Annotated in this window: 3 protein-coding genes; 2 read left to right on the top strand and 1 reads right to left on the bottom strand. The window is 60.1% G+C overall.

The genetic code is table 11. The annotated features are described in order from the left end of the window. Positions 1-350: 350 nt before the first annotated feature. A complete protein-coding gene (locus ACXJL8_RS39280) occupies positions 351-587 on the bottom strand; it encodes a hypothetical protein (protein WP_456686836.1) in 237 nt (78 codons plus the stop codon). Between the two features lie 564 nt (positions 588-1,151). Between ACXJL8_RS39280 and ACXJL8_RS39275 the strand changes: the two genes are divergently transcribed. Continuing rightward, positions 1,152-1,370, top strand: a complete 219-nt coding sequence (locus tag ACXJL8_RS39275) for a hypothetical protein (RefSeq protein WP_456622121.1) — start codon at positions 1,152-1,154, stop codon at positions 1,368-1,370. Beyond that, a complete protein-coding gene (locus ACXJL8_RS39270) occupies positions 1,367-1,636 on the top strand; it encodes a hypothetical protein (protein WP_456686835.1) in 270 nt (89 codons plus the stop codon). Before ACXJL8_RS39275 ends, ACXJL8_RS39270 begins: the two co-directional genes overlap by 4 nt. Positions 1,637-2,241: the final 605 nt, after the last annotated feature.

Raw genomic sequence — 2,241 nt, 5'->3', positions numbered from 1 at the left:
GAGTTACGTCCGCCATAGCCCCCAGGCTTGCCATCCATTTTGTTAGCCGATGCAGGCGATGTCATGAACCCGGCGGCGATCACGGCGCCACCGAATGCGAGAATTACGAACAGGGCAAAAGCTCTCACAATCGACATTTGCTGCTCCAATATGCATTTTCAAACAGCCGTCACGTCGCGATGAACGTAGTTCGGGCAAGCTATCCCAAACCAACTTTGTCAGCGAGTCTTTCCTCGGGGTAGAGGCCCGCCAGCGTGAACCGGCGGGCCTCGTGCCTCCGCTTCAGCCGCCGGCTGGCGGCTTTTCCCACACCCACGAGCGGCAGTAGCCCGCGCTCTCGACGAGCCACCTCACGCCCTGCCGCCTGCCGGATATGCACGGGTGAACTCCCCTTGGCGCTTGATGCGGTCGTAACGAAACGTGCAGCCGTGCGCCTGGGCAAAGACTCCCGCCTCTGCAATCGCGATGGCACGCGTGCCGCCAAACGCGCGCTCGATGTAGCGGTCCCGAATTATCAATTTCTGGTCCGGCCCGACGTCATCCAAAACCGTCGCTAGCTTAAGCAGGTAGTCTTCGCGCRTCTCCATGGGGACAAACAATGCAACGGCGAACGCCTGAATGCCAGCCGGGAGTCGAACATGTTGCGAACGCGAATGTATCGGTTACCGGACACCGTACTGTCCCGGGAGTGCGGGCCGCCTCAATTTGCGCGGAACCCGTTCCGAGCATTTGCAGTTGAATCGCCGGTTCAATCGTCATGGAGAAAGGCCATGGGATCGCGCCGTAGGTTTAGCCAAACTTCCCCTCTTGAAGAGCGCCTTGCCGAAGAAGCGAAAAGCCTACGTGAACTAGCCAAGACACTGCCGCCAGGGACTCAGCGAGAAGCTTTGTTGCGAAAAGCTCGCCAAGACGAAGTCGGCGCGCACTTAACTGAGTGGCTGACCTCACCGGGATTGCAGCCGCCGAAGTAAGGCGTATGATTCTGGGTGATTTGCAAACTGAGGGAGGTGCGCTTGGCAGCCAACCTAGTTTTGAAAATTGCCATCATAGGGTTGGGCGTCTTTTCGACGGTCCTAGCCTCCATGTTGTACTTCAATCTGTAAGAGAGGGCCGCCTCCGTTGGCGGCCTCTCTCCACCACTAGAACGTGACATGACCCCGCTCATCGCGATCAAACGGCACGAAGCCGTTCCCGGCACGGGCAGCTATGAAGTCCGCTTCGCCGATGGCCGGCCGAGCGTCTATTTTTATTGGGATGACCTGCCCGGTCGGCGCTTGCGGCCGGATCTGTTGAGCAGCGAAGAAGCGCGCCTCAAGGCGCAGGARCTCGCCCGCACCGAGCGCGACAAGTTGAGCGCAGGCACCGCATGAAGAAGCACGTCGAGGCGCGCCCCTACGCCGACCCGGAAGCCGCGGCGCGYAAGCTCATTCAACTCGCCGCCAGCGTCGAGCCGGTCCAGGACGGCCGCATCCAYATCGAGAAGATCAACGCGCMGTTCCTGTTCACGCTCGGCGGCAAGGGCAGCGAGTTCGGCGCCGGCATCCGATACGCGATCGAGCAAGGCTGGCTCGAGCTGCACGAAAGCGGGACCTATGTGCGGCTGCTGACGCCGGGCGAGGATCTGCTCCGTCAATAGATCAGCGTGAACGACAACCACGCCGCGAGAGACGCGCAGAGACAAATTCCAAGATAAGGCAATGCAAGGCGCATCGGGCTTCCCTCCGAAACGCATCAAATATGAATCAGCTTCGCATGCCGGTCGGGCTACGGCCAGGGAATTCGGGGTGCCAAAGTGGAATTGACGCTCATCAATAGCACCATGGATCAGGAGTATCGCAGACAGAATGGATACGCCGACCCGGAAGCCGCGGCGCGCAAAGTGGGTGAGCCACTCCTTTGAGCTGAGCAGTGGCATATGCCGCAAAAAAGGGATTGTCCTTGGTCCGGGCGCGACGGCGAGCCAAGTCATTTCAAATTGGCTCAAGGTTTAAAAATCGCCAGCATCCCGCATTCAATCGGGTGGGCAAGCCAGCCCTTCTTCCCGCGCAACCCTTAGCTGTTGTACGCTTGGAATCCGGCCCGCAGCGCGAGCGAATCGATGGAGCGTTCGGAATGCCGAAATACGAGGTCAACGTGTGCTTCTGCACGCCGGGCAAGACGTGGCATGAGGACACATCACGGGCTGTCACCAGCGAGGTCGAGGCCCACAACGGCGTGCAGGCCGCCATCGCGGTCCTGCGA

Source organism: Bradyrhizobium sp. P5_C11_2, from assembly GCF_054049755.1.
The sequence above is the reverse complement of the archived record's forward strand: the minus strand, read 5'-3'. Positions and strand labels throughout refer to the sequence as shown.